We start from the raw sequence: 26,515 nt of genomic DNA on the forward strand, positions 1-26,515 counted from the left end.
AGCGAGCCTGCTCGCGAAGGCGGTGGGTCATTCAACAGATGCGTTGTCTGATACGACGCTTTCGCGAGCAGGCTCGCTCCCACAGGGTTATGCGGTTTTTGCTATCAGTCCAGATCCTTCGCCTCATGCCGCTCCGGCACCTGACTGTCTTCATCACCCCAGGTGCGATTCACTCGCTGCCCACGGATGACCGCTGGCCGCTTGGCGATTTCTTCTGCCCAGCGCTGCACATGGGTGTACTCGTGCGCGGCGAGAAATTCCGCCGCCGAGTAAACGTTGTTGCGCACCAGTTGCCCGTACCAGGGCCACACGGCGATGTCGGCGATGGTGTAATCGTCGCCGGCCAGATAGGTGTTGTCGGCGAGACGGCGGTTGAGCACATCCAGCTGCCGTTTGGCTTCCATGGTGAAGCGGTTGATCGGATATTCGAGCTTCTCTGGCGCATACGCGTAGAAGTGCCCGAAGCCGCCGCCCAGATACGGCGCCGAGCCCATTTGCCAGAACAGCCAGTTGAGGGTTTCGGTGCGACCGGCCGGATCCTTGGGCAGCAAGGCGCCGAACTTTTCCGCGAGATACAGCAGAATCGAACCGGACTCGAACACCCGGATCGGCGGCTCGACGCTGCGATCCAGCAGCGCCGGGATTTTCGAATTCGGGTTGACCTCGACAAAGCCGCTGGAGAACTGATCGCCTTCGCCAATGCGGATCAGCCACGCATCGTATTCGGCCTCGCTGTGCCCGAGTGCGAGCAACTCTTCGAGCATGATGGTGACCTTGACGCCGTTGGGCGTGGCCAGCGAATACAGCTGCAACGGATGCTTGCCGACCGGCAGTTGCTTGTCGTGGGTCGGCCCGGCGATCGGCCGGTTGATGCTGGCGAAGTGGCCGCCGGACGGGGCTTCGTGTTTCCAGACCTTGGGCGGAACGTAAGACGCATTGCTCATGAAACAGACCTCGTCGATGCTGGGAGAGAACAGGTAGACACCGTATCTCGAAAGGATTGAGAACACTACCTTGTGGGAGCTGGCTTGCCAGCGATGACGGCGGCACATCCAGCATCAATATTGGCTGACCCACCGCAATCGCTGGCAAGCCAGCTCCCACAGGTTCGGAGTCAGGCACAAGTCTCCCGTGGGAGCGAGCCTGCTCGCGAAGCGTCGGCAGGGTCGCCGCGCCTAATGGCTCCAATACCGCCCAACTGCACCCCCGACTCCCTGCACCGGATCTGTCTCAGGAAACGCCAGCCCCGCGATCTGCGCCAACTGCGCATCACTCGGCGCGGCCCGGCAAATGTCCGCCTGCTGCCCCGGCGGATAAGCACCCACCACCAGAAAATCCTCACTCGATCCCAGATTGCAGTGCCCGGTTCCGGCCGGCAGCAACAGCACATCCCCGGCGCTGACGTCGACGACTTGGCCGTCAGGCCCGCCCAACATCAACCGTGCCTGACCGGCCGCCACGCCAAGTACTTCGTGGCCTTCAGTGTGGTAGTGGTGATAGTCATAAATGCCGTAGCGCCACTGCGCCGGCCAGCCATTGGCGCCGAAGGTCTGCTCGAAGCGCGCCGCCGGATCGTCGCCTTCAACGGCAATCGCGCTGCGGTAGATCAGCACTGGCAGACGCGGATTGTTCGGCACCCAGTCATTGCGTTGCAGCAGCAGGGTTTGTACTTCAGTCATGGCCCATCCTCCTTCGATCATTTCTCAATCGACCACAGAGCAGGGCGCACGCCTCAAAAAATCATTGCCGCGCAAACACGGCGCCGAAGTTGATGCCCGGAAAATCCAGCGAAACTTCATCGCGCAGCGGGCTGTCCAGACCCTTACATGTCCATGCAGCGGTAAATGGCGAGGGTCAAGATGACGATGACAGTTGGTGATTTTCTGGTTGAGCGGCTCAGCGAATGGGGCGTCACACGAATTTTTGGTTATCCGGGGGATGGCATCAATGGCGTGTTCGGCGCCATGAGCCGGGCCAAAGGCAAGATCGAATTCGTTCAGGCACGGCACGAGGAAATGGCTGCGTTCATGGCCTCGGCCCACGCCAAGTTCACCGGCGAGCTGGGCGTGTGCATCGCCACCTCGGGTCCCGGCGCTTCGCACCTGATCACCGGGCTCTACGATGCCCGGATGGACCATATGCCGGTGCTGGCCATCGTCGGTCAGCAGGCGCGTACGGCGCTGGGCAGTCACTACCAGCAGGAGCTGGATCTGGTGTCGATGTTCAAAGACGTCGCCGGGGCTTTTGTGCAGCAGGCTTCGGCGCCTTCGCAAGTGCGCCATTTGCTTGATCGTGCGGTGCGCACTGCGGTCGGCGAGCGCCGCGTCACCGCGCTGATTCTGCCCAATGACTTGCAGGACCTGCCTTACGAACAACCGGCGCGCGCCCATGGCACCGCGCATTCCGGCGTCGGCTTCAGCAAGCCGAAAGTCGTTCCTTATGCAGCCGATCTGCAACGCGCCGCCGAGGTACTGAATAGCGGCGAGAAAGTCGCGATTCTGGTCGGTGCCGGTGCGCTGGAGGCGACCGATCTGGTCATCGCCGTGGCGGAAAAGCTTGGCGCGGGCGTCGCCAAGGCGCTGTTGGGCAAAGCAGCGTTGCCAGATGATTTGCAGTGGGTCACCGGCAGCATCGGCCTGCTCGGTACCGAGCCCAGCTACAAGCTGATGAGCGAGTGCGACACCTTGCTGATGATCGGCTCGGGCTTCCCGTATTCCGAGTTTCTGCCCAAGGAAGGCCAGGCGCGCGGGGTTCAAATCGATCTGCAGCCGGACATGCTCAGCCTGCGTTATCCGATGGAGGTCAATCTGGTCGGTGATTCAGCGGAAACCCTTGCCGCGTTGCTGCCCTTGCTGGAACAGAAAACCTCGAACAAATGGCGCAAGAAGATCGAAGGCTGGCGCAGCAGCTGGGAGAAAACCCTGGAAAAACGCGCCATGGCCAAAGCCGATCCGGTCAACCCGCAACGAGTGGTCTACGAGTTGTCACCGCGCTTGCCCGAGCAGGCAATTATCACCAGCGACTCCGGCTCCTGCGCCAACTGGTTCGCCCGTGACCTGAAAATCCGTCGCGGCATGAAATGCTCGTTGTCCGGTGGCCTGGCCTCGATGGGCGCGGCGGTGCCCTATGCGATCGCGGCGAAATTTGCTTACCCGGAACGCCCGGTCATTGCCCTGATCGGCGATGGCGCGATGCAGATGAACAACATGGCCGAGCTGATCACTGTCGCCAAATACTGGCGCCAATGGCAGAACCCGAAATGGATCTGCGCGGTGTTCAACAACGAGGATCTCAACCAGGTCACCTGGGAGCAGCGGGTGATGGAGGGCGATCCGAAGTTCGAAGCGTCGCAGAGCATTCCCGATGTGCCGTATCACCTGTTCGCGATCTCCATTGGCCTCAAGGGCATTTTCGTTGATCGTGAAGAAGAGGTCGCCGCTGCGTGGGAACAGGCACTCGCCTCGGAAGTGCCCGTGCTGATCGAGTTCAAGACCGACCCGAACGTGCCGCCACTGCCGCCGCACATCAAGCTTGAGCAAGCGAAGAAATTCGCCACGACCCTGCTCAAGGGCGATCCGGATGAAGCCGGGGTGATTGTGCAGACCGCCAAGCAGGTGTTGGGCGCCGTGTTGCCCGGGCAGAAATGACGGTGTGCGCTTGAACGAGTCAACCATCTACATCGGTTGCGCCGGCTGGAGTCTCGCTCGCGAGCACTGGCCGGCATTCCCCGCCGAAGGCACGCACCTGCAACGCTACGCCGCGCGCTTCAACTGTGTGGAAATCAACAGCTCGTTCTACCGCCCGCATCGGCGTCAGACCTACGAGCGCTGGGCCGACTCGGTAGCGCCGGACTTTCGCTTCGCCGTGAAAGTGCCGAAGCTCATCACCCATGAACAGCGGCTGGCGGACAGCGCGGCCGCGCTCGATGAGTTTCTCGGACAGTGCCAGGGCTTGGGTGATCGACTCGGCTGCCTGCTGGTGCAACTGCCACCGAAACTTGCCTTCGATGCGCCGCTGGCCAAGGCGTTTTTTCATGCCCTGCGCGAGCGGTTCAAGGGCAGGGTAGTGCTTGAGCCACGACACGAATCGTGGATTGAGGCTGAGCCAATGCTGGTGGATCTGCAGATTGCCCAGGCGGTGGTCGATCCCTCGCGGATCAGCAGCGACACCGCCCCGGGTGGCTGGCAAGGCCTGCAGTATTGGCGCCTGCACGGCTCGCCACGGATTTATCACAGCGCTTATGAAGCGGCCTATCTGCAACAGCTTGCTCAGTACCTGCGGCGCGCGAAGGCCGACGGCAGAGACATCTGGTGCATCTTCGACAACACCGCCAGCGGCGCCGCCACGGCCGATGCGCTGGCTTTGAAGGCGTTGATCGAAGGCGTTGAACGCTGAACGACGACGCTCTCGCCACCCACACAAACGATCCGGCTACAGGTAAACTCCGCGCACTTTTTCAAGGAGTTCACATGAGTTACTACCAGCCGGGCATTCTCGCTACCCCTGTTCCTGCGCAAGCACGTCATCTGTTTTTCGCCCTGGCGTCGGTTGAAGCCTTGCCGCAAGCGATCGACAGCCTGCTGATGCTGGTGGATGGCAAGTCGGCGGTGGTTGGCTTTGGTGAGTCGTTGACCAAGGCGCTGAATGTCGAAATCGCTGGCCTGCGCAGCTTCCCGGCGCTGACCGGCGTTGGCGTGAATAACCCGTCGACCCAGCATGCCCTGTGGATCTGGCTGCACGGTGTTGACCGTGGTGAGCTGCTCAACCGCTGCAACGCTATCGAAGCCGCGCTGGCTCCGGCCTTGCGTCTGGTCGAGATGCAGGAAGCCTTCCGCCACATGGAGGGCCACGACCTCACCGGTTATGAGGACGGCACGGAAAACCCCCACGATGACGCCGCTGTGGCTGCCGCGCTGCTGAGCTCCGGCGCGGACGGGCTGGTCGGTGGCAGCTTCGCCGCGATCCAGCAATGGCAGCACGATCTCAAGGGTTTTCATCGCCTGTCTGCCGGCGCCAAGGACGACATCATGGGGCGTCGCTTGAGCGATAACGAAGAAATCGACGACGCGCCAATCTCCGCCCACGTCAAGCGCACCGCGCAGGAAAGCTTCGCCCCGGAAGCCTTCGTCGTGCGCCGCTCGATGCCGTGGATCGAAGGCGATCGTGCCGGTTTGATGTTCCTCGCTTTCGGTTTCTCCCTCGATGCCTTCGAAGCGCAGCTGCGCCGTATGAGCGGTCTGGAAGACGGTATTGCCGATGGCTTGTACCAGATCAGCCGACCAATCACCGGCGGCTACTACTGGTGCCCGCCGCTCAAGGACGGACGCCTTGATCTGCGCGCGTTGCGCATCGGCTGAGGACTGAAGATGAACGTGGTGCGCTGGGGCATGATCGGTTGCGGTAGCGTCGCTGAACGCAAGAGCGGGCCGGCCTTTTACAAGGCGCCCGGTTCGACGCTGATTGCGGTAATGGGCCGTCGCCTCGAAGCGGTGACCGACTACGCTGCGCGCCACGGCATTAGTCGCGTCTACACCGATGTCGATGCGCTGATCAACGATCCCGAGGTGGACGCGGTGTACATCGCCACGCCGCCCGACAGCCACCACGCCTACAGCCTGAAAGTCGCCGCCGCCGGCAAGCATTGCTGCGTGGAAAAGCCCATGGCACTCAACGCCGGGCAAAGCCGCGAGATGCAGCAAGCGTTTGCCGCTGCCGGTCTGCACTTGTTCGTCTCGTATTACCGCCGCTCGCTGCCGCGCTTTGCCCAGGTGCGGCATTGGCTGGAGGAGGGCCGCATCGGTGATGTCCGGCATATGAGCTGGACGCTGACCAAAGCGCCGTCGCCGGCTGATCTTGAGGGTCGGGATAATTGGCGCACCGACCCTGCGGTGGCTGGCGGCGGTTACTTTGCCGACCTGGCCAGCCATGGCCTGGACCTGTTCCAGTATCTGCTTGGCGACATCGTTGAGGTCGCCGGTTTCACCGCGCGTCAGGCGGGTCTGTACGCCGCCGAAGATGCGGTCAGCGCCACTTGGCGATTCGCCTCCGGGGCGTTGGGCACGGGCTGCTGGAACTTTGTTGCGGATCGCCGTGAGGATCGCGTCGAGATTATCGGCAGCAAAGGGCGGATCGGGTTTTCGGTGTTTGATGAACATCCGGTGCAGCTGTTTGCCGATGAGCAGATCAGCCTGGAGATTGCCCATCACGAGCATATCCAGTGGCATCACGTGCTGGGGATGAATGCGCATATTCGGGGTGATTCACAGCATCCCGCCGCGGCCGAGCAAGCCGTCAAGACCGACTGGGTGATGGACCGGATCCTCAAACGCTGAATAGCTTACGATCCCCTGTGGGAGCGAGCCTGCTCGCGAAAGCATTCTGTCAGTCAGTATCTTGGGTGACTGACACACCGCTTTCGCGAGCAGGCTCGCTCCCACAGGTTTTGCCGGCGCAACACGCATCTAAGGTTATGCCCAAACAGTATTTCTCAACCTCGGCATCACATCTCTAAGATCACGTCATAACTCGTTATAACAAGTGATCCCGTGATGACCGATAACGTTCTCTCCCTCAGTAGCGTTCCGCTGCACACCCAACTGCGCGACGTTCTGCGTGCGCGGATTCTCGACGGTGAATACCCGCAAGACAGTCAAATGCCTTCCGAAAGCGAACTCGGTGGGCTGTTCAAAGTCAGCCGCATCACCGTGCGCCAGGCCTTGGGCGATCTGCAGAAAGAAGGGCTGATCTTCAAAATCCATGGCAAGGGCACCTTCGTCGCCAAGCCGAAAACCTTTCAGAACGTCAGCAGCCTGCAAGGCCTCGCCGAGTCGATGACCGGGCGCGGTTATGAAGTGATCAACCGCCTGCGCAGTTTCAAATTCATTCCGGCCGACAAGCGTGTGGCCGAGCGTCTGCAGGTGGCCGAGGGTGAAATCGTCGCGCAGATCAAACGCGTGCGCCTGATCAACCGCGAGCCGATCTCGCTGGAAATCACCTACCTGCCCAAAGACGTCGGCGAGCGGCTGGAGAAGGCCGATCTGGTCACCCGCGACATCTTTCTGATTCTGGAAAACGACTGCGGCATCGCCCTCGGCCACGCCGATCTGGCCATCGATGCGGTGCTGGCCGACAGCGACCTGACCCAGGCACTCAGCGTCGAAGCGGGCTCGCCGATCATGCGCATCGAGCGCCTGACCCACGATGCCCACGGCCAGCCGCTGGACTTCGAACACCTTTATTACCGTGGCGATGCGTTCCAGTACCGCCTGCGGATCGACCGGCAAAAAGGGGAGCAGGCATGACCCGCAACGTTCTAGAACAGGAATACGACATCGTCGTGATTGGCGGCGGCACGGCCGGGCCGATGGCGGCGATCAAGGCCAAAGAGAAGAACCGCGATTTGCGCGTTTTGCTGGTCGACAAGGCCAACGTCAAGCGCAGCGGCGCGATCAGCATGGGCATGGACGGCCTGAACAACGCGATCATTCCCGGCCACTCGACACCGGAGCAGTACACCAAGGAAATCACCATCGCCAATGACGGCATCGTCAATCAGGCGGCGGTCTACGCCTATGCGACGCACAGTTTTGAAACCATCGAACAACTCGACCGCTGGGGCGTGAAGTTCGAGAAGGACGAGACCGGCGACTACGCGGTGAAAAAGGTCCACCACATGGGCGCCTATGTGCTGCCGATGCCGGAAGGGCACGACATCAAGAAAGTCCTGTATCGGCAGTTGAAACGTGCGCGGGTGAGCATCACCAATCGCCTGGTCTGCACGCGTTTGTTGACCGACAAGGAGGGCGCGGTCAACGGTGTTATGGGCTTCGATTGCCGCACCGCCGACTTCCATGTGATCAAGGCCAAAGCAGTGATTCTCGCCTGCGGCGCGGCCGGACGCCTCGGCCTGCCATCGTCTGGCTACTTGATGGGCACCTACGAGAACCCGACCAATGCGGGCGACGGCTACGCGATGGCCTATCACGCCGGGGCTGAGCTGGCCAATCTCGAGTGCTTTCAGATCAACCCGTTGATCAAGGACTACAACGGCCCGGCCTGCGCCTACGTCACCGGCCCGCTGGGTGGCTACACCGCCAACAACAAGGGCGAACGCTTCATCGAGTGCGACTACTGGAGCGGACAGATGATGTGGGAGTTCCATCAGGAACTGGAGAGCGGCAACGGTCCGGTGTTCCTCAAACTCGATCACCTGGCCGAGGAAACCATCCAGAACATCGAGGAAATCCTGCACAGCAATGAGCGCCCGAGCCGTGGCCAGTTCCACGCCAACCGTGGCACCGACTACCGCACGCAGATGGTTGAAATGCACATTTCGGAAATCGGCTTTTGCAGCGGCCACTCGGCGTCCGGCGTGTGGGTCAACGAGCGTGCCGAGACTTCAGTGAAAGGCTTGTATTCGGCCGGCGACATGGCTGCGGTGCCGCACAATTACATGCTTGGCGCGTTCACTTACGGCTGGTTCGCCGGGCACAACGCGGCGGAGTTCGTCGCCGGCCGCGAGTTTTCCGCACTGGACAGCGAGCAGATCGCCAAGGAAAAAGCCCGGGTCTACGCGCCGCTCGACCGCGAACACGGCCTGCCACCGGCGCAGGTGGAATACAAGCTGCGCCGCTTCGTCAACGACTACCTGCAACCGCCGAAAGTGACCAAGAAGATGCAGATCGGCCTGCAGCGTTTCAGCGACATCGAGCACGATCTCGAGCAGATGAAAGCCAACAACGCTCACGAACTGATGCGAGCGATGGAAACCAGCGTGATCCGCGATTGCGCCGAAATGGCCGCCCGCGCTTCGTTGTTCCGCGCCGAAAGCCGCTGGGGCCTGTACCACTATCGCGTCGATCATCCGCAACGCAACGACGCCGAGTGGTTCTGCCATTGCCATCTGAAGAAGGGCGAGGACGGGCGCATGACCAGTTTCAAGAAAGCCGTCGAGCCTTACATCATCCCGCTCGATGCCGAAGAAATGCAGGCCTATGACCGCCTGCGGGTCGGCGCCTTCGCCGCTTGATGCATCACTAGAAAGAGTGTCCGAACCATGGCTTATCAAGCTCAGGAAATCTTCTTCCGCTCCAACGCCCCGGTCACCGTGGACGAGGACAAATGCATCGCCGAAAAGGGCTGCACCGTGTGCGTCGACGTCTGCCCGATGGACCTGCTGGCGATCAACCCGGCCACGCAAAAGGCCTACATGGCGTTCGATGAATGCTGGTACTGCATGCCGTGCGAGAAGGATTGCCCGACTGGGGCGGTGAAGGTCGACATCCCCTATTTGTTGCGTTGACCCCAAATCCATTGTGGGAGCGAGCCTGCTCGCGAAAGCAATCGTTCGTTCAACAATGATGGTGACTGACCCGCCGCCTTCGCGAGCAGGCTCGCTCCCACATTGCAATTGTGATTATCCAATAGCCATCCGGTGAACCCCGGACGCTGAATGCAAAACACCCCTCGTTTCCCACCGCGCCCTGATCGCGGCGGAGACGAACTTCAAACAAATGATTCGAGGGGAAACACTCATGTTGCGTGCAGCACTTGCCGGTCTGGTACTGGCTTCATTCACCTTGTCGGCCTCGGCCGAAACCATCCGCATCGCCATCGGCACTCAGGACACCACCATCAACTGCGCCGCTGGCGGGTTGTTGATCAGGGAACTGGGTCTGCTGGAAAAATACCTGCCCCACGATGGCGCCTACAAAGACGCGAAGTATGACGTGCAGTGGAAGAATTTCACCAGTGGCGCGCCGCTGACCAATGAGATGGTCGCCGGCAAACTCGATTTCGGTGCCATGGCCGATTTCCCCGGTGCGTTCAACGGCGTGGCATTCGAAACGGCGGGCAAGCACAGCCTGTTCATCAGCGTGCTGTCAGGCAGCATCAAGGGCAGCGGCAACGGCATCGTCGTGCCGAGCGCTTCGTCGGTGCAGAGCCTCAGCGAACTCAAGGGCAAGACCATTTCGGTGCCGTTCGCCTCGACGGCTCACGGCATGTTGCTGCGCGCCGTGGCAGAGCAGGGCTGGGACCCGCTCAAGGATGTCAACATCATCGCCCAGCCACCGGAAGTCGCCGGCTCGGCATTGCAGGCCGGCAAGATCGACGCCCACGCCGATTTCGTGCCGTTCGCCGAGCTGTTCCCGAGCCGTGGTTTCGCCCGCAAGATCTACGACGGCGCCCAGGCCAACGCGCCGACTTTCCATGGCGCACTGGTGGATCAGGCCTACGCCAGGAAGTACCCGGAAATCGTCGTCGCCTATTTGCGCGCGAGCATCGAAGCCAACCAACTGCTTGCCGCCGAACCCGAGAAGTACAGCGAACTGATCGCCAAAGTCACCGGCGTCGATGCCGAGGTCAACTACCTGTTTCACGGCCCGCTCGGCGTACAGACCCGCGACCTGAGCTGGAAACCTGAATACCGCCAGGCTGTCGGTACCGCCATCGATACCTTGAAGCTGCTGAAGAAAGCCGATCGCGGGCTCGACCTGAACAGCTTCATCGACGACCAGTACATCCGCGCCGCCTTCAAGGCCTCAAATCTAGATTACACCGCGCAACTGGCCAACTACGCGCAGACGCCATTGCCGGGCGTGGATGCGGCGACGGGCAAAGCCATCACCGACGTCAGCCATGTCGCGGAAATCTGGGTGCGTGGCGAGGAAAAAGTCCGCCGTTATGGCTCGGCTGAAGCGGCCTTCACCGCGTTGGCAGGGTTGAAGCAGGAGGGCAAGAACATTCGTGCGGTGTATGCGCAGGCCAGTGACAGCGGGATCAAGTTGTTCGCCGAACAAGCGTGGTTTGCCAGCGACGCCAAGGGTCGCCTCAGCGCATTTCTGCTCAAGGGCCAGGCCCAGCAATACGCTGCGGCGCAGGGTGGCAAGGTGTTCGACTTTAGCGATGCCACTGCGCAGGTTGTTGCTGCGCGCTGAAGATCAAAAGCCCCTCACCCTAACCCTCTCCCAAAGGGAGAGGGGACTGACCGAGTTGTTGGTGAGAGATACGCCGACGTGAAGTACCGAGTCGAACTGAGGTCTGCAAGCGCTGAAGATCAAAAGCCCCTCACCCTAACCCTCTCCCGGAGGGAGAGGGGACTGACCGAGTTGTTGGTGAGAGATACGCCGACGTGAAGTACCGAGTCGAACTCAGGTCTGCAAGCGCTGAGATCAAAAGCCCCTCACCCTAACCCTCTCCCGGAGGGAGAGGGGACTGACCGAGTTGTTGGTGAGAGATACGCCGACGTGAAGTACCGAGTCGAACTCAGGTCTGCAAGCGCTGAGATCAAAAGCCCCTCACCCTAACCCTCTCCCGGAGGGAGAGGGGACTGACCAAGTTGTTGGTGAGAGATACGCCGACGTGAAGTACCGAGTCGAACTCAGGTCGTGAAAAGCACGCAAATCGGCTCCCTTTCCCCCTCGCCCCCCTGGGGGAGAGGGCTGGGGTGAGGGGGTAAATCTCAGCCATCACACAGAACCCGAACTGGAAACCGGACTATGAAAACACCGTTGCGCTGGACATCAAGAGCCGCCTCACTGCTGCTCTGCCTGCTCTTCTGGCAACTAGCCGCCAGCCATCACTGGAACCTCGGCCTGGTCACCTTTGCCAACGTGCCGACGCCACTGGCGGTGATCGAAGCCGCACTGGGCCTGGGCGACTCCGGCAAACTCTGGCAGCACTTGAGCAGCAGCCTCGGCCGGGTCTTCGCCGGTTACGTGGCGGCGCTGATCATCGGCATCGCCCTGGGCCTGGCCATCGGCCGGTCGAAATGGGCTGAAGACATTTTGCTGCCACCGCTGGAAGTCCTGCGCCCGATCCCCGCCGTGGCGTGGATTCCGCTGGCGATCCTGATGTTTCCGTCCTCGGAGTTGTCGATGGTTTTCATCACCTTCACTGGCGCGCTGTTCCCGATCCTGCTCAACACCGTGCACGGCGTCGAAGGCGTTGATCCACGCCTGATCGCCTCGGCAAAAAGCCTCGGGGCAGGGCGTCGGGCGATTCTGCTGGAAGTAATCCTGCCGGGCGCTGCGCCGAGCATCATCACTGGCCTGGCGATCGGCATGGGCACGTCGTGGTTCTGTCTGGTGACGGCAGAAATGATCTCCGGGCAGTTCGGCATCGGTTACTACACCTGGGAGTCCTACACCATTCAGAACTACGCCGACATTGTAGTTGGCATGCTCCTGATCGGCGTGTTGGGCATGGGCAGCAGTTGGCTGATCAAACGCCTGGGCGGCTTGTTCACGCCTTGGCATCGACCGCGAGGCAAAGCCTGATGAGCGTGATGCAAACCCCGGAAGGGCGGATCGACATCCGCCAATTGTCCATCGTCCTCGGCCAGGGCCGCGAAGCCTTCGAAGCGGTGCAGGGCCTCGATTGCCAGATTGAACCCGGCCAGTTCGTGTGCATTCTCGGCCCCTCCGGTTGCGGCAAGTCGACCTTGCTCGGCGCCCTGGCCGGACACTTGAATGCCAGTACCGGCAGCTTGAAAGTCGACGGCAGCGCGGTGACCGGCCCGTCGCCGCAGCGCGGCATGGTGTTTCAGCACCACACGCTGTTCCCGTGGCGCACGGTGCGCGACAACGTCGCCTTCGGCCTGAAGATGCGGGGCGTCGGCAAGGCTGAGCGCCATCGCGCCGCTGACGACATTCTCAAACTGGTCGGCCTCGAAGGCTTCGCCGAGCGCTGGCCCGATCAGCTCTCCGGGGGCATGCAGCAACGGGTAGAAATCGCCCGGGTGCTGGTCAATCGCCCGCGACTGTTGCTGATGGACGAACCGTTCGGCGCGCTGGATGCGCTGACCCGTCTGAACATGCAGGAACTGCTGCTGGACATCTGGACGCGCATCCTCACCACGGTGGTTTTCGTCACTCACGACATCGACGAGGCGCTGTTTCTCGCCGACCGCTTGCTGGTGATGAGCGCGCGACCGGGGCGAATCATCGAAGACTTGCCTCTGGACTTTCCACGCCCGCGTACCAGTGAACTGGTCACCAGCCCGGCATTCGTTCGCCTCAAGCGCCACTGCCTCGACCTGCTGCGCCACGACAACGACCGACCGCTGCCGCGCCTCAATCCGCTCGGCCTGCCTCCTGAAAACCCTTTGCCGCGATTTGCCTTATGACCTCTATTTTTGCTGTGACCGACAACGATGACATCCGCGCCCTGCAACCGCGCTTGACGGCGGAAGACCCCGGCGTGCGGCGCATTGCCCTGATCGATCTGGCCGATCTCGAAGAACCGGATGGCTTGCTCTGGCTGGTTGATCGACTTCGTCAGGATCCTGCCGAGGATGTTCGCGCTGAAGCTGCGCGATTGCTTGAAGCGTGGGAGGACGATGCGGTCGTGCAAGCCTTGTGCGAAGCGCTGACGGATCCGTCGCCCGCTGTGCAATCGGCAGCGGCGCAAAGCCTGAGCCTGCTCAAGACTGCAGCGGCGGGGCGCGTGATTCTGCCGTGGACCGAACATGCCGATGTCAGTGTGCGCATCGCCGCATTTCGGGCGTTGCGAGAATTGCGCTTTGCCGAGGCCGCGCCGGCTGCTGTCGCGGCATTGGAAGATGCCGATGCTCATGTTCGGCGCGAAGCGGTTGGCGTGCTCGGCTGGCTCAAACAGCTCGACGCGCTGCCAGCTCTGGCGCAACTGGCCAGCGACGACCCGGACACCGAAGTGCGCCGCGCCGCGACCGGTGCGCTGGGTCTGGCCAGTGGCGCCGAAGTATTGCCGGCGTTGCGCCAGGCTTTGCACGACCCCGCCTGGCAAGTGCGCGAAGAAGCCGCGACGACACTGGGCAAGGTTGGCCACAGCGACGCCGGCCCGACCTTGGTCGAAGCGCTGAGCGATGATTACTGGCAAGTGCGCCTGCGCGCCGCTCGCAGCCTCGGTCGTCTGCGTTTCGTCCCGGCGCTGGACGCGCTGATCGACACCCTCGGCCACCGCATCAGCAACCTGCGCAAGGAGGCCGCGCTGGCGCTTGGAGAGTTGAACGATCGCGGCGCCGTGGCCGCGTTGCAGGCAGCGCAGGACGACGGCGACCCGGAAGTGCGCAAAGCCGTGCGCATCGCGTTGAGTCAGCTGCAATGAATCCGCTGTCGGTGGGCAACTCGCAGAGTGAGCGCACGTTACACCTGAGCTGGCCGGACGGGCGCGAATCGCTGCTCAAGCATGCCGATCTGCGCCGGCAATGCCCTTGCTCGCAATGCCGCGCATTTCGCCTGCGCGGTGTCACGCCGCTGGTTGATGATCGCGTGCGCCTGATCGAACTCAACCCGCAGGGTTATGGTGTGCAACTGGTGTTCAGCGACGGGCATCAACGCGGGATTTATCCGTGGGAGTACCTGGCGCAACTGGCTTCCTGACCTTATCCGATGATCGTTCCCATGCTCCGCGTGGGAATGCAGCCCGTGACGCTCCGCGTCACTGGACGCGGAGCGTCCCTTGAGGCATTCCCACGCAGAGCGTGGGAACGATCAGATCGCAGCCTTCGGCAGCTCCCTGCGTCGGCATGCGCCGACTGGCGGTTCTTGTCAGGAAATTCCCACAGGAGTACAAATGTACTCCATGACTAATCTGACTCCCCGCCGTACCGCCATTCTGACCTTTATCCGCGATCGCATCGCTGAGCACGGTCAGCCCCCAAGCCTCGCTGAAATCAGCGAGGCTTTTGGTTTTGCCTCGCGCAGCGTGGCGCGCAAGCATGTGCTGGCGCTCACCGAAGCCGGTTTCATCGAGGTCAATCCGCATCAGGCCCGGGGCATTCGTTTGCTCGGCCAGCCATCGCGTCCGGAGCTGCTGGAGATCCCCGTACTCGGTCGTGTGGCCGCCGGCGCGCCGATTGGCGCCGATGCCGATATCCATAACCGTTTGCTGCTCGACCCGGCGCTGTTCTCCCGCACCCCGGATTACATGCTGCGGGTGCAGGGCGACTCGATGATCGAAGACGGCATTCTCGATGGCGATCTGGTCGGTGTGCGGCGCAATCCCGAGGCGCTGAACGGCCAGATCGTCGTTGCGCGTCTGGACGGTGAAGTCACCATCAAACGCTTCGAACGGGTCGGGGATGAAGTGCGCCTGCTGCCGCGCAACCCGGCGTACAAGCCGATTGTCGTGCGTGATGATCAGGATCTGGCCATTGAAGGCGTGTTCTGTGGTCTGGTGAGGCAAGGCTGATGGGCGCCGTCGTTGCGTTGGATACGCTGTTCAATGGCGGCCAGGTCTGGCGCGGCAGGCCTGCGCCACCGGCGGCGAGTCCGCAGCCGACCGGGCATGCGGGACTGGACGCAGCTCTGCCCAGCGGCGGCTGGCCGGAAGCGGCGCTGAGCGAAATCCTTCTCGCCGGCCCTGGTGTCGGCGAGCTGCAACTGGTCTGGCCAACCCTGGCGCGATTGTCCGCGGCCGGTGAGCGCATCGTGCTGGTGGCGCCGCCGTTCGTGCCGTACCCGCAGGCCTGGGCCAATGCCGGGGTCGATTTGCGCCAGTTGTCGGTGATTCAGGCCAGCGAACGCGATGCCTTGTGGGCGGCGGAGCAGTGTCTGCGCTCGGGCAGTTGCGGCGCGGTGCTGTGCTGGCCGAACAAGGCCGACGACCGGGCTTTGCGGCGTTTGCAGGTAGCGGCGGAAACCGGCCAGACCCTGGCCTTTGCCTGGCGCCCGTTGAGTGAGGCGGTTAACCCGTCACCGGCAGCGTTGCGCATAGCCATCGATGCCAAACCGGCGCAACTCCGCGTACTCAAATGCCGTGGCGGGCTGGCGCGTGCGGCGCCGATTGCCTTTGCCGTGGGGCACTGATCGTCATGCGCTGGGTATGTATTCTCTTTCCGCAACTGGCCCTCGACGCTGTGCTGCGTCAGCGGCCCGACCCTGAAGAGCCGCTGGTGCTGCTCAGCGGTCCGGCCCAACGCCGAGTGCTGCAAGCGGTAAATCCGGCGGCGCGCAAACTCGGCCTGCGCCCCGGCATGTCGATGACCGCCGCGCAAGCCATGAGCAAAGGCTTTGCCACCGCCGATTACGAGGTGGCCGAGGTCGAGCACTGGCAGCAGTTTCTCGCCGCGTGGGCCTATCGCTTCAGCGCGCAGGTCAGCGTGCATTACCCGCGTACCGTGGTGTTCGAGATCGAATCCAGCCTCGGACTGTTCGGTACCTGGCCGCAATTTGAAGCTCGCCTGCGCCAGGAATTGAAAGATCTGGGCTTTCGCCATCGCATCGTCGCCGCGCCGAACCCGGTGGCGGCGCGAGTGCTGGCCAATGCCTACGATGGCCTGGTGGTGCCGGACAGCGAAGCCTTGCAGCATCATCTCGGGCAATTGCCGGTTGATCGTGTGGGGCTGGAGCCGAATGTCGCCACGGCGTTGTCGCGCATGGGCCTGCGCAATCTCAGTCAGGTGCAAAGCCTGCCACGCCAGGCACTGGCCCGGCGTTTCGAAGCGCAGATGCTCAAGCACCTCGACACGCTGTTCGGCGCACGCCCGCTGGCGCTGGCGTTCTATCTGCCGCCAGACCGTTTCGATATCCGCATCGAACTGAATTTCGACGTGCAATCCCATCAAGCCTTGCTGTTCCCGTTACGGCGCTTGACCGGCGACCTGTCGGCGTTCCTCTGTGGGCGCGACAGTGGCGTGCAGCGTTTTGACCTGCATCTGGAACACGCAGGGCTGCCGGACACGGTGATCAAGGTCGGCCTGCTCAGTGCCGAGCGTGACGCGGCGATGCTGTTTGAACTGGCCCGTGGCCGGCTGGAGCAAGTCCAGGTCGAGGCGCCGGTGCGTGGTTTTCGCTTGCGCGCCGAAGACCTGCCGAGTTTCGTTCCGCAGTATCAGGAACTGTTCGACGACCGCCCGCAGCAGACCTTGCCCTGGGAGCAATTGCGCGAACGTCTGCGCGCACGGCTGGGTGATGACGCGGTGCAGGGCTTGCGCTTTCAGGCCGATCATCGCCCCGAGTGCGCGTGGCAGAATGGCGTCGACAAACAGCCTTGCACAGGTTTGCCCAGCGTGCAGCGCCCGGGCTGGCTGCTCAACGAACCGCAGAGCGTGCCGGAAGGTTCGGCGCGGATTCTCATGGGGCCGGAGCGCATCGAATCCGGTTGGTGGGACGGTGGCGACGTGCGGCGTGATTACTACCTGATCCAGAACCGCGCCGGTCAGCAGGGCTGGGCCTGGCGCGCTGTGGGTGAGGGCGGCCCGCTGTGGCTGCAAGGCTGGTTCGCATGAGTGCCGATTACGCCGAACTGCATTGCCTGTCGAATTTCAGTTTCCAGCGCGGTGCCTCCAGCGCGCTGGAGCTGTTTCAGCGGGCGAAAAAGCACGGCTATCAGGCGCTGGCGATCACCGACGAATGTACCCTGGCCGGCATCGTTCGTGCGTGGCAAGCGGCAAAGTCCGTCGAGTTGCCGCTGATCATCGGCAGCGAGGTGCGCATCGACAACGGCCCGAAACTGGTACTGCTGGTGGAAAACCTTGCTGGTTATCATGCCCTGTGCGGCTTGATCACCCAGGCCCGGCGGCGTACGCAGAAAGGGCAGTATCAGGTGCTGCGCGAAGACTTCGCCGAAGCGCTGCCGGGTTTGCTGGTGTTGTGGGTGCCGGATTCAGTGGATGACCGGGAAGAAGGGCGCTGGCTGAAACAAACCTTCGGCGACCGCCTGTGGCTCACGGTGCAACTGCATCGCGGGCAGAACGATCAGCAGCGGCTCGCGGCATTGTTGGCTCTGGCGGCTGAGCTGCAGACTCCAGCCGTGGCCAGCGGCGATGTGCACATGCATGCCCGGGGGCGCCGTGCTTTGCAGGACACCATGACCGCGATCCGTCATCACGTCCCCGTGGCCGAAGCGGGTCTGCGCCTGCATCCCAATGGCGAGCGGCATTTGCGTTGCCTTGATGTGCTGCGCGAATTGTATCCGCCGGCCTTGCTCGAGGAATCGGTCAACCTGGCCCAGCGCTGCACCTTCGATCTGAGCGAGCTGCGCTATCAATATCCGAAAGAGCTGGTGCCCAAGGGCCACAATGCCAGTTCCTGGTTGCGTCATCTGACCGAGGAGGGCATTGCCTGGCGCTGGCCGAAAGGGCCTCAGGCCAAGGTGCTCAAGCAGATCGATGACGAGCTGCAATTGATCGCTGAACTCGGCTACGAAAGCTACTTCCTCACCGTGCACGACGTGGTGCGCTTTGCCCGCACGCAGAACATCCTCTGTCAGGGCCGTGGTTCGGCCGCCAACTCGGCGGTGTGTTTTGCCCTGGGCATCACCGAGATCGATCCGGATCGTACTACGCTGCTGTTCGAACGCTTCATGTCCAAAGAGCGCAACGAGCCGCCGGACATCGATGTCGATTTCGAGCACGAGCGCCGCGAGGAAGTCCTGCAATACGTGTTCAACCGTTATGGCCGGCGGCGTGCGGCGCTGACCGCGGTGGTCAGCACCTATCACGCCACCGGTGCCGTGCGCGATGTGGCCAAGGCCCTCGGCCTGCCACCGGATCAGATCAACGCGCTGGCCGATTGCTGCGGGCGCTGGAGCGATGAAACGCCGCCGCTGGAACGTTTGCGCGAAGGTGGCTTCGACCCGGACAGTCCGGTGCTGCGTCGGGTACTGAGCCTGACCGGGCAACTGATCGGCTTCCCCCGGCACCTGTCGCAACATCCCGGTGGTTTCGTGATTTCCGAGCAACCGCTGGATACCCTGGTGCCAGTGGAAAACGCAGCCATGGCCGACCGCACCATCATCCAATGGGACAAGGACGACCTCGATGCGGTCGGCCTGCTCAAGGTGGATATTCTCGCCTTGGGTATGCTCAGTGCGATTCGCCGCTGCTTCGACCTGCTGCGCCGGCATCGTGATCTGAACCTGACACTCGCGACGATTCCACCTGAAGACAAACCGACCTACGAAATGATCAGTCGCGCCGATACCGTCGGCGTGTTCCAGATCGAGTCGCGGGCGCAGATGTCGATGCTGCCGCGCCTGAAGCCAAAGACTTTCTACGATCTGGTCATCGAAGTGGCGATTGTCCGTCCCGGGCCGATTCAGGGCGGGATGGTTCATCCGTATCTGCGCCGACGTAATAACGAAGAGGCGGAAACCTATCCGTCGCCGGCGCTCGAAGTCGTACTCAAAAGAACCCTGGGCGTGCCGCTGTTTCAGGAACAGGTCATGCAGATCGCCATCGTCGCTGCCGACTACAGCCCCGGTGAGGCCGATCAGTTGCGCCGCTCGATGGCGGCGTGGAAGCGCCATGGCGGACTGGAGCCGCACAAGGAGCGCCTCGCCGCCGGCATGAAAAAGAACGGCTACACACCGGAATTCGCTGCGCAGATCTTCGAGCAGATCAAAGGCTTCGGCAGTTATGGCTTCCCCGAATCCCACGCCGCCAGTTTCGCCTTGCTGACCTACGCCAGTTGCTGGCTGAAATGCCACGAGCCGGCGGCGTTCGCCTGTGCATTGATCAACAGTTGGCCGATGGGCTTTTACAGCCCGGACCAGATTCTGCAGGACGCGCGGCGGCACCAATTGCAGATCCGTCCGGTGGACGTGCGCGCCAGCGACTGGGATTGCAGCCTCGAACCGCTGAGTGCCGGGCAACCGGCGATTCGCATGGGCCTGCGCATGATCAAGGGATTTCGCGAAGAGGACGCACGGCGCATCGAAGCCGCGCGCCGACACGGGGCGTTTGCCGATGTCGCTGACCTGGGTGAGCGCGCCGCCCTCGACAGTCGTGCGCAGGCCTTGCTGGCAGACTCCGGCGCCTTGCGCGGTCTGGCCGGGCATCGTCATCGTGCGCGTTGGGAAGTAGCCGGGGTGCAGAAACAACTCGGCCTGTTCGCCGGCCTGCCCAACGAAGAAGAAGTCAAAATCGTCCTGCCCAAACCCAGCGTTGGCGAAGACCTGCATGCTGATTACGCCACGGTGGGGACGACGCTGGGGCCGCACCCGTTGGCATTGCTGCGTGGCGAGTTGCAGGCCCGGCGTTGCCGCAGCTCGCGGGAGTTGATGGATATCGAACATGGCCGGCCGGTCAGCGTGGCCGGTCTGGTCACCGGCCGACAGCGCCCCGGTACGGCCAGCGGCGTGACGTTCGTGACCCTGGAAGATGAGTTCGGCAACGTCAACGTGGTGGTCTGGCGTGACCTGGCCGAGCGGCAGCGCCAAGTGCTGGTGGGGTCGCAATTGCTCAAGGTCGACGGCCGCTGGGAACGCGAAGGCGATGTGCGCCACCTGATCGCCGGGCGCATGAGCGACCTTAGCCCGCTGCTCAACGGCATTCACGTGCAGAGCCGGGATTTCCACTGACCTTTGTGGGAACGAGCCTGCTCGCGAAAGCGCAGTCTGAGGCAATGACGATGTTGACTGTGCCGCCGCCTTCGCGAGCAGGCTCGCTCCCACAGGGAATTTGGTTGCGATGAAGATGGTGGATTTACCCCGTATGAGTGTGGGAACGAGCCTGCTCGCGAAAGCGCAGTCTGAGGCAATGACGATGTTGACTGTGCCGCCGCCTTCGCGAGCAAGCTCACTCCCACAGGGAATTTGGTTGCGATGAAGATGGTGGATTTACCCCGTATCAGTGTGGGAGCGAGCCTGCTCGCGAAAGCGGACTGTCAGGCAATGACGATATTGAATGTGCCGCCGCCTTCGCGAGCAGGCTCGCTCCCACAGGTTTTGGCTGTTTATCCAAAATCGAGATAAATCAAAAGGCTGCACCTTTGGGCCGAAGGCAGATATTCTGCGCTTCACACCGGTACGGGAACCCGATCAACTCCATGGCCAGCCACTGCCAGGATGAATTGCCCGACGCCAAAGGAGTGTTCGAATGAGCGAAAAGAAACTGGAAACCACGGTCGATCGCGTCTACCAAGGGGTTTACGCGGCGATCAGCAAGCGTTCGTTGCGCCCGGGCATGAAGCTGGGTGAGGCCTCGCTGGCCGAGTTGTTCAATGTCAGCCGCACGTCGGTGCGTGCTGCGCTCAAGCAATTGGAAGCCGATGGTCTGGTCACCACTGAGCCCAACAAAGGTGCATCGGTGTCGCTGCCCAGTGACGCAGAGCTGCGTTCGCTGTTCGAAACCCGGCGGTTGATCGAGATCGGCATCGTCACCGAACTGTGCCGGCGCAAAGACACCGTTGCCATGCAGGATCTGCGTGAGCACTTGTTACTGGAAGATGCCGCCCATGCGGCCGGCGACCATGAACGGCTGATCCATCTGCTCGGCGAATTCCACCTCAAACTGGCGCGCAGCCTGAACAATCCGGTGCTGCTCGACTGGTTCCAGAAGCTGATCTCGCGCGCTTCGCTGTATGCCGCCGCGCTCGATGACGACAGTCATCAAGCCTGCCGCGACGATGAACACCTGCGTTTGCTCGAGTACATCGAGGCCGGTAATCAGAGCGCCGCGATCGAGCTGACCTGCACGCACCTCAACGGAATCGAGAAGGCGATTCTCGACGTTGCTGCAAAAATGAAAACCGGCTATCACCCACTCAAACACTTGATTGGCGTCTGAATGGCTCTGTGTCGCAAATCGGCTATACCTCCAATGAAACCAATGCGTTTTCAGGGCCTCGAAACACACGGGCGTCGCGTCGTTGTAGGGTTGCGATAGATCGGAAAACCGCAAAAAAGGACACTGAGTCAGGCGATGCAGTTTTTATCCGAAAGCCATGGCTGTGAGGGCTGGAAAGGCGAAATGGCCGGACGCATCCGTGCGTTCGACTGGAGCCTCACCGAACTGGGTCCGCTCGCCGACTGGCCGGCCAGCCTGTGTAACACCGTGCAGCTGATGCTGGCTTCGCCGCTGCCGATGGTGATGCTCTGGGGCCATGCCGGCTACATGATCTACAACGACGCCTACTCCGAATTCGCCGGTGGCCGCCATCCCTATCTGCTTGGCGTGCCGGTAGAGCTGGGCTGGCCGGAAGTCGCCGAATTCAACCGCCACGTCGTTGACACTTGCCTGGCCGGCGGCACCTTGTCCTATCGCAACAAAGAGCTGGTATTGCTGCGCGACGGCGTGCCCGAAGACGTCTGGATGGACTTGTATTACAGCCCGGTGGCCAACGACGAAGGCGTGCCCGGCGGCGTCATGGCGATGGTGGTCGAAACCACCGAACTGGTGCATTCCGAGCGCCTGCGTCAGGCGGCCGAAGATGCCTATCGCGCCGACAACGAGCGCGTGCGTCTGGCGCTGAATGCCGGCGCACTGCTGGGCTCGTTTGTCTGGGACATCAAGAACAATCGCTTCTCTGCTGACGAACGTTTCGCCCGCACCTTTTCCTACCCGCCGGATCAGGACCTGAGCGATCTGCAACAAGACATCGCCGAATCGCGCATCCATCCCGAAGATCATCGGTGGGTGCAGGAGCGAGTTGCCCATAGCGTGCGCACTGGCGAGCCGTACAACGCTGAATACCGCGTGCAGCGGGCCGACGGCCAGTACCTGTGGGTGTTGGCCAGTGGTGCCTGCGAGTTCGATGAGCAAGGCAAGCCGTTTCGCTTTCCCGGTGTGCTGATCGACATCCATGAGCGCAAAAACGCCGAAGAATCACTGCTCAAATTCACCCGTAATCTCGAACAGCGCGTGGCCGCCGAAGTGAATGCGCGGCTGGCAGCCGAGGAACAACTTCGCCAATCGCAGAAGCTCGAAGCCATCGGCGGCCTGACCGGTGGCGTTGCCCACGACTTCAACAATCTGCTGCAAGTCATCGCTGGCAACCTGCATCTGCTCGCCCGGCATGAGCCCAACAATGCCAACGTACAACGCCGGGTCGTGGCTTCGCTGGCGGCGGTCGAACGCGGTGCCAAACTGTCTTCGCAACTGCTGGCCTTTGCCCGGCGGCAACCGCTGTCACCGGCCGTGTGCAATCCAGAACAAATTTTCGAAGGCGTGGGCGAATTACTCCAACGTGCATTGGGCGAAACCATTCAGATCGACGTGCAACTGCCGCCGCAGCCCTGGCACATCAACGTCGACCGCAACCAACTGGAAAACGCGATTCTCAACCTGGCCATCAACGCCCGCGACGCGATGAAGGGCGAGGGCGTTATCGGCCTCAGTGCCGCCAATGTCTGTCTGGACAGCGAATACTGCGTCGGCAAGGGCATCGCGTCCGGTGAGTATGTGCGCGTGGCGGTCACCGACACCGGCGTGGGCATTGCCCCACAAATGCTGGAACAGGTTTTCGAACCGTTTTTCACCACCAAGGCCGACGGCCAGGGCACCGGGCTCGGTTTGAGCATGGTCTTTGGCTTCGTCAAACAGAGTGGCGGCCACGTCGAGATCGACAGCAAGCTCGGCGAAGGCACGCGGGTGCAGTTGTATTTCCCGCGCAGTCTGCGTCCGGTTCGCGAAGAGACCGCCAGTGTCGGCGAACGCAAGAGCGGCGGCCACGAAACCATTCTGGTGGTGGAAGACAATGACGCGGTGCGCGCTTCGGCGGTGGAGTTGCTGCGCGAAGAAGGCTATCGGGTGATGACCGCCGGCAATGGCGACGTGGCCATGCAGATGTTGCTGGAAGGCATCGAGATCGATCTGATCTTCACCGACGTGGTCATGCCCGGCCTGATCAAGAGTTCCGATCTTGCTGCCTGGGCCAAGGTGCAGACACCGCCGGTGCCGGTGCTGTTCACTTCCGGGCATACCCGCGACATCATTTCCCGCGACCACCAGCTCAGCCCCGATACGCATCTGCTCGGCAAACCCTACAGCCCGCAAGCCTTACTGCAGATGATTTGCGAGGTGCTCGGCACCTGATGCCGAGCGCTGCCCAGTTTTTCAATCAAGGCAGGCCGATGATTTCCAAGCGCAATTCCAAAGCACCCGCCGGCATGGTTCGTGTGCGCGGCGCCCGCGAACATAACCTGAAGAACGTTGATGTCGATATTCCGCGCGATGCGCTGGTGGTGTTCACCGGTGTCTCCGGTTCGGGCAAGTCGTCGCTGGCGTTTTCCACTCTGTATGCCGAGGCCCAGCGGCGGTATTTCGAATCGGTGGCGCCGTACGCGCGGCGGCTGATCGATCAGGTCGGCGTGCCGGATGTCGATTCCATCGAAGGACTGCCGCCTGCCGTCGCTCTGCAACAACAGCGCGGCACGCCAAGCGCGCGTTCTTCGGTGGGCAGTGTGACGACGCTGTCGAGCCTGATCCGCATGCTCTATTCCCGGGCCGGGAGTTACCCGCCGGGGCAGCCAATGCTGTATGCCGAGGATTTTTCACCGAACACGCCGCAGGGCGCCTGTCCGGAGTGTCATGGACTTGGTCGCGTCTATGAAGTCACCGAAGCGCTGATGGTGCCGGACCCGAACCTGACCATCCGCCAGCGTGCAGTGGCGTCCTGGCCCTTGGCCTGGCAAGGGCAGAACCTGCGCGACATCCTCGTGACCATGGGCATTGATGTCGATATTCCCTGGAAGAAACTGCCGAAAAAGCAGCGCGACTGGATTCTCTTCACTGAAGAAACGCCGACGGTGCCGGTGTACGCCGGGTTGACCCCGGAGGAAACCCGCGTAGCCCTCAAACGCAAGATGGAACCGAGTTATCAGGGCACCTTCACCGGCGCCCGGCGCTACATCCTGCACACCTTCACTCACTCGCAAAGTGCGCTGATGAAGAAGCGTGTTTCACAGTTCATGCGCGGTAGCCCGTGCCCATTGTGCGAGGGCAAACGGCTCAAGCGCGAGGCGTTGTCGGTGACCTTTGCCGGCTACGACATTGGCGAGTTGTCGCAGATGCCGTTGCTGCAAGTGGCCGAAGTGCTGCGGCCTGTAGCAGCGGCAAATTATCTGGAACAGGCCGAGGAGAGCGGCGACACCCTCAGCCATGCGCAAACCCGCGAGGCGCGTCAGCAGCGGGTCGCCCATGGGGCCAGCGGGCATGCCAGCGCACCGGACGTGCGCCACACGCCGAATCTGTCGCTGGAGAAACGCTTGGCGGCGCAGCGCATCGCTGAGGATTTGCTGGAGCGGGTCAGCACCCTGACCGATCTCGGCCTGGGTTATCTGGCGCTGGAACGCAGTACGCCGACCTTGTCGTCTGGCGAGTTGCAGCGTTTGCGCCTGGCCACGCAATTGGGTTCGCAGCTGTTCGGAGTGATTTATGTTCTGGACGAACCGTCTGCCGGTCTGCATCCGGCGGATGGCGAGTCGTTGTTCGAGGCGTTGCAGCGGCTGAAGGCGGACGGCAACACATTGTTTGTGGTCGAACACGATGTCGAAACCATGCGCCGCGCCGACTGGCTGATTGACGTCGGTCCGGCGGCGGGCGAGAAGGGCGGGCGCGTGCTGTACAGCGGTCCGCCTGCGGGACTCGCTGATGTTGCAGATTCGCAGACCCGCGCCTATCTGTTTGCCGAAAACCAACGCCCTGAGCGCGCCGCGCGCAAGCCGAGCGGCTGGCTGAAGCTCGACGGCGTGACGCGCAATAACCTGAATAATCTTAGCGCCGAATTCCCTTTGGGCTGTTTCACCTCGGTGACCGGCGTATCGGGATCTGGCAAATCGAGTCTGGTCAGTCAGGCCTTGCTCGAACTGGTCGGCGCGCAGTTGGGCCGTCCGGTGGCCGAGGCCGAGTCAGAAGAGCCGAGCCTGGAAGATGACACTCCGCCGCCCAGCACCGGGCAGATCAGCGCCGGCCTGGAGTCGATCAAACGGCTGGTGCAGGTTGATCAGAAACCCATCGGACGCACGCCGCGCTCCAATCTGGCGACTTACACCGGGTTGTTCGACAACGTGCGCAAGCTGTTTGCCGCGACACCTGAGGCACAAGCGGCGGGCTATGATGCCGGGCAGTTTTCTTTCAACGTCGCCAAGGGCCGTTGCGCCACGTGTGAGGGCGAAGGTTTTGTCAGTGTGGAATTGCTGTTCATGCCCAGCGTGTATGCGCCGTGCCCAACTTGCCACGGAGCGCGGTATAACCCGCAGACATTGGCGATTCTCTGGCAGGGCTTGAGCATCGCCCAAGTCCTGCAACTGACAGTCGATGAAGCGGTAGCGGTGTTTGCCGAACAGGCGGGGATTCGTCGTTCGCTGGAAGTGCTGCGCGATATCGGCCTGGGTTATCTGCGCCTGGGGCAACCGGCCACGGAACTGTCCGGTGGTGAAGCGCAGCGGATCAAACTGGCGACCGAGTTGCAGCGCAGCCAGCGTGGCGCGACCTTGTATGTACTGGATGAACCGACCACGGGATTGCACCCGAGAGATGTCGATCGCTTGCTGGAACAACTCGATACGCTGGTAACGGCGGGGCACACGGTGATTGTGGTCGAACACGAAATGCGCGTGGTCGCGCAGAGTGACTGGGTGATCGACATCGGCCCCGGGGCCGGCGATCAGGGCGGCAGGATCGTCGCCGCCGGCACACCGCAGAAAGTCGCGGCGAGCAAGAAGAGCAAGACTGCGCCGTTTCTGGCTCGGGCTTTGAGCCGATAACTGCAGCGCCTTGCTGGCCGCCATCGCTGGCAAGCCAGCTCCCACAGAAATTCAAGTTGTTGCCGAAAATCTGCGCACACTGATGCCCCCTGTGGGAGCTGGCTTG

21 protein-coding genes are annotated in these 26,515 nt (G+C 62.1%); 19 read left to right on the forward strand and 2 right to left on the reverse strand.

Translation table 11 applies throughout. The annotated features are described in order from the left end of the window. Nucleotides 1-104 precede the first annotated feature (104 nt). Both yghU and CKW30_RS02305 read right to left on the reverse strand, forming a co-directional pair. Nucleotides 105-944: a glutathione-dependent disulfide-bond oxidoreductase gene (gene yghU, locus CKW30_RS02300; RefSeq protein WP_095179710.1), complete on the reverse strand. Its 840-nt coding sequence runs from the start codon at nucleotides 942-944 to the stop codon at nucleotides 105-107. Between the two features lie 231 nt (nucleotides 945-1,175). After that, on the reverse strand, nucleotides 1,176-1,679 hold the full coding sequence (locus CKW30_RS02305; protein ID WP_095179711.1) for a cupin: 504 nt from the start codon (nucleotides 1,677-1,679) through the stop codon (nucleotides 1,176-1,178). Between the two features lie 180 nt (nucleotides 1,680-1,859). Between CKW30_RS02305 and CKW30_RS02310 the strand changes: the two genes are divergently transcribed. The 19 genes from CKW30_RS02310 (at nucleotide 1,860) to CKW30_RS02400 (ending at nucleotide 26,409) form a co-directional block, all read left to right on the forward strand. Beyond that, complete coding sequence (locus CKW30_RS02310; RefSeq protein WP_095179712.1) at nucleotides 1,860-3,647, forward strand: thiamine pyrophosphate-requiring protein; 1,788 nt, start codon at nucleotides 1,860-1,862, stop codon at nucleotides 3,645-3,647. 10 nt (nucleotides 3,648-3,657) lie between these two features. Next, nucleotides 3,658-4,395 (forward strand): DUF72 domain-containing protein, encoded by a 738-nt coding sequence (locus CKW30_RS02315; RefSeq protein WP_177434185.1) that lies wholly within the window; start codon nucleotides 3,658-3,660, stop codon nucleotides 4,393-4,395. A 74-nt stretch (nucleotides 4,396-4,469) separates the two neighbouring features. Then, a complete protein-coding gene (locus CKW30_RS02320) occupies nucleotides 4,470-5,357 on the forward strand; it encodes a Dyp-type peroxidase (RefSeq protein ID WP_076563227.1) in 888 nt (295 codons plus the stop codon). Between the two features lie 9 nt (nucleotides 5,358-5,366). Then, nucleotides 5,367-6,332, forward strand: a complete 966-nt coding sequence (locus CKW30_RS02325) for a Gfo/Idh/MocA family protein (RefSeq protein ID WP_095179713.1) — start codon at nucleotides 5,367-5,369, stop codon at nucleotides 6,330-6,332. Between the two features lie 216 nt (nucleotides 6,333-6,548). Beyond that, nucleotides 6,549-7,301 (forward strand): GntR family transcriptional regulator, encoded by a 753-nt coding sequence (locus tag CKW30_RS02330; protein ID WP_095179714.1) that lies wholly within the window; start codon nucleotides 6,549-6,551, stop codon nucleotides 7,299-7,301. After that, nucleotides 7,298-9,028, forward strand: coding sequence for a fumarate reductase/succinate dehydrogenase flavoprotein subunit (locus tag CKW30_RS02335; protein ID WP_095179715.1), 1,731 nt, complete (start codon nucleotides 7,298-7,300; stop codon nucleotides 9,026-9,028). Before CKW30_RS02330 ends, CKW30_RS02335 begins: the two co-directional genes overlap by 4 nt. A gap of 27 nt (nucleotides 9,029-9,055) precedes the next feature. Next, a complete protein-coding gene (locus CKW30_RS02340) occupies nucleotides 9,056-9,301 on the forward strand; it encodes a ferredoxin family protein (protein ID WP_003225615.1) in 246 nt (81 codons plus the stop codon). 211 nt (nucleotides 9,302-9,512) lie between these two features. Beyond that, nucleotides 9,513-10,937 (forward strand): ABC transporter substrate-binding protein, encoded by a 1,425-nt coding sequence (locus CKW30_RS02345; protein ID WP_177434186.1) that lies wholly within the window; start codon nucleotides 9,513-9,515, stop codon nucleotides 10,935-10,937. Between the two features lie 561 nt (nucleotides 10,938-11,498). Beyond that, entirely contained in the window at nucleotides 11,499-12,278 is a 780-nt protein-coding gene (locus CKW30_RS02350; protein WP_024012709.1) for an ABC transporter permease, read from the forward strand. Next, complete coding sequence (locus CKW30_RS02355; RefSeq protein WP_095179717.1) at nucleotides 12,278-13,126, forward strand: ABC transporter ATP-binding protein; 849 nt, start codon at nucleotides 12,278-12,280, stop codon at nucleotides 13,124-13,126. Before CKW30_RS02350 ends, CKW30_RS02355 begins: the two co-directional genes overlap by 1 nt. Beyond that, on the forward strand, nucleotides 13,123-14,085 hold the full coding sequence (locus tag CKW30_RS02360; protein ID WP_095179718.1) for a HEAT repeat domain-containing protein: 963 nt from the start codon (nucleotides 13,123-13,125) through the stop codon (nucleotides 14,083-14,085). The genes CKW30_RS02355 and CKW30_RS02360 overlap by 4 nt, the downstream gene beginning before the upstream one ends. Next, the gene (locus tag CKW30_RS02365) at nucleotides 14,082-14,360 is read left to right on the forward strand and encodes a DUF971 domain-containing protein (RefSeq protein WP_095179719.1); all 279 of its coding nucleotides are present in this window, start codon (nucleotides 14,082-14,084) and stop codon (nucleotides 14,358-14,360) included. Before CKW30_RS02360 ends, CKW30_RS02365 begins: the two co-directional genes overlap by 4 nt. Before the next feature lie 193 nt (nucleotides 14,361-14,553). Next, nucleotides 14,554-15,171, forward strand: a complete 618-nt coding sequence (lexA, locus tag CKW30_RS02370) for a transcriptional repressor LexA (protein WP_041478675.1) — start codon at nucleotides 14,554-14,556, stop codon at nucleotides 15,169-15,171. After that, nucleotides 15,171-15,788 (forward strand): translesion DNA synthesis-associated protein ImuA, encoded by a 618-nt coding sequence (imuA, locus tag CKW30_RS02375; protein ID WP_041478676.1) that lies wholly within the window; start codon nucleotides 15,171-15,173, stop codon nucleotides 15,786-15,788. Before lexA ends, imuA begins: the two co-directional genes overlap by 1 nt. Before the next feature lie 5 nt (nucleotides 15,789-15,793). Continuing rightward, complete coding sequence (locus tag CKW30_RS02380) at nucleotides 15,794-17,209, forward strand: DNA polymerase Y family protein (RefSeq protein WP_095179720.1); 1,416 nt, start codon at nucleotides 15,794-15,796, stop codon at nucleotides 17,207-17,209. After that, nucleotides 17,206-20,283 carry an error-prone DNA polymerase gene (locus CKW30_RS02385; RefSeq protein ID WP_095179721.1) on the forward strand — a complete coding sequence of 1,026 codons (3,078 nt, stop codon included), beginning with the start codon at nucleotides 17,206-17,208 and terminating at the stop codon, nucleotides 20,281-20,283. Before CKW30_RS02380 ends, CKW30_RS02385 begins: the two co-directional genes overlap by 4 nt. Before the next feature lie 517 nt (nucleotides 20,284-20,800). Further along, nucleotides 20,801-21,490 (forward strand): GntR family transcriptional regulator, encoded by a 690-nt coding sequence (locus tag CKW30_RS02390; RefSeq protein WP_076563214.1) that lies wholly within the window; start codon nucleotides 20,801-20,803, stop codon nucleotides 21,488-21,490. 135 nt (nucleotides 21,491-21,625) lie between these two features. Further along, nucleotides 21,626-23,737 carry a PAS domain-containing hybrid sensor histidine kinase/response regulator gene (locus CKW30_RS02395; protein WP_095179722.1) on the forward strand — a complete coding sequence of 704 codons (2,112 nt, stop codon included), beginning with the start codon at nucleotides 21,626-21,628 and terminating at the stop codon, nucleotides 23,735-23,737. A gap of 38 nt (nucleotides 23,738-23,775) precedes the next feature. Further along, nucleotides 23,776-26,409, forward strand: a complete 2,634-nt coding sequence (locus CKW30_RS02400) for an excinuclease ABC subunit UvrA (RefSeq protein WP_095180291.1) — start codon at nucleotides 23,776-23,778, stop codon at nucleotides 26,407-26,409. Nucleotides 26,410-26,515: the final 106 nt, after the last annotated feature.

Source organism: Pseudomonas sp. Irchel 3F6 (assembly GCF_900187595.1).
GTDB classification, from domain to species: domain Bacteria; phylum Pseudomonadota; class Gammaproteobacteria; order Pseudomonadales; family Pseudomonadaceae; genus Aquipseudomonas; species Aquipseudomonas siliginis.